2 protein-coding genes are annotated in these 1,610 nt (G+C 71.3%); one reads left to right on the top strand and one right to left on the bottom strand.

Features of this window, described 5'->3' with window-relative positions; genetic code table 11:
* Positions 1 to 647 (top strand): murein L,D-transpeptidase catalytic domain-containing protein (locus AC2W7C_RS17655; protein ID WP_486002538.1); only part of this gene is annotated, 647 nt, incomplete at its 5' end.
* Positions 648 to 651: 4 nt separating this feature from the next.
* Here AC2W7C_RS17655 and AC2W7C_RS17650 read toward each other — a convergent pair.
* The gene (locus AC2W7C_RS17650) at positions 652 to 1,440 is read right to left on the bottom strand and encodes an ankyrin repeat domain-containing protein (RefSeq protein WP_486002537.1); all 789 of its coding nucleotides are present in this window, start codon (positions 1,438 to 1,440) and stop codon (positions 652 to 654) included.
* Between the last annotated feature and the right edge of the window lie 170 nt (positions 1,441 to 1,610).

The raw sequence follows: 1,610 nt of genomic DNA, 5'->3' as shown, positions 1-1,610 counted from the left end.
CGCGTGCAGCAGGCGGCTCTGGCCCCCGGCCCCCGCGGCGGTTTCCCGCCCCCCGCATCGTCGTCGCCTCCGCGCCCGTCGAACCCGAGACCATCACCGCCCAGCTGAACTCCACCCGCCTGCTGGACCCCCGCGGCCAGGTCCGCCCCGAGCTGATGCAGCGCGCCCTGGCCGCCCTGGACATCCACAAGGGCAAGATCACCCAGCGCGACCGGATGTACCTGGTCGATTTCACCAAATTCTCCGGCGACGAGCGCCTGTATGAGGTCGATCTCGAGGGCGGCGCCGTCACCCTGATGCGCACCTGCCACGGCCGCGGCTCGGACCCGGATCACTCGGGCTACGCCCGGACCTTCTCCAACGTGCCCGAAAGCTACAAGTCCTCGGTCGGCGCCTACGCCACCGCCGGCGCGGGCTGGGGCGCCCAGCAGGGCCCCAACGTCCTGCTGGACGGGCTGGAGTACAGCAACAACCTGGCCCGCGAGCGCGCCATCATCGTCCACGGCGCCGACTACGCCGACCCGGACTTCCTGGCCCGCGAGGGCAAGCTGGGCCGCTCCTACGGCTGCTTCTCGGTCGCCCACACCGACCTGCCCCGCCTGCGCGAGCGCATGGGCGAAGGCCGCCTCCTGTTCGCCTGGGCCTGAGGCCTCAGGCGGCTCCCGCCTCCCTCAGCAACGCCTGCGCCGCCTCCTGCCCGCCGTGCATGGCCCACCCCATCGGCGTGCCTCGCCACAGCGTGTCCTGCACGTCCAGCCGCGCACCCGCGTCGATCAGCAGCCGCATCGTCTTCAGATCCCCGTTCAACGCCGCCTGGTGCAGCGGCGTCGAATGGCTGTGGATCGCCATGAATCGGTTCGGATCGGCCCCGGCGTCCAACGTCAGCCGCACAGCCTCGGACTGACGATTGATCGTCGCCAGCGACAGGGCGTCGTTCCTCTGCTCTTCCGACGCCCCGGCCAGCAGGCCGGGCAGGACGTCGGTCCGTCCCAGCCCCGCCGCGGTGCTGGCGTCCAGCGGTTGGCCACGCCCGACCAGCCATTCCACCACCTCGGTCTGGCGGTGCCCCAACGCCATCAGCATCGACTGGCGCGATAGGGTCCCGCCCGCGTCGCTCAGCGCTCCCGCCATCTCGATCTGCATCGGCCGCGTCATCTGGCCGTTGGTCACGACCAGCTCCAGCGCATAGTCGATGTCCGCCGGCTCTACGCCCCGGGCCAGCATCAGCCGCGTCATCGCCACGATGTTCGCAGGAGAAGCGGGGATCAGCGTCGGATTATTGGCGACGAACCAGAACAGCTTCGGATCCGAGAAATAGCCCCTGGGCAGTTCCGGCGGCTCCATCGCGCGGCGGCGCAGCAGGTCCGGGTCCCGGTCCAGCAGCTCGGCCAATTCGGCCAGGTCACCGGACTGGATCGCCACCACCGCCGCCTGGAACATGGGGTCCGAAAGCTTGGGTCCGTCGGAGCACAGGAACAGGATGCGCTCGCGGTCCTCGGGCGTCCCTTCCCGCGCCTCCTCCTCGGGCCGCCGGTCCCGCCCCGTCGGTCTGCCAGGCCAGCGCGCCCCGCCTCAGCAGCAGCTCGACCAGCCTCGCCGGCCCCCGGCCC

It is taken from the genome of Brevundimonas sp. CURTG3B2_SDJG (assembly GCF_057364705.1).
The sequence above is the reverse complement of the archived record's forward strand: the minus strand, read 5'-3'. Positions and strand labels throughout refer to the sequence as shown.

Excerpts from the sequence above, each read along its gene's own strand:
- AC2W7C_RS17650 (WP_486002537.1), bottom strand. The coding sequence starts at position 1,440 with ATGTTCCAGGCGGCGGTGGTGGCGATCCAGTCCGGTGACCTGGCCGAA.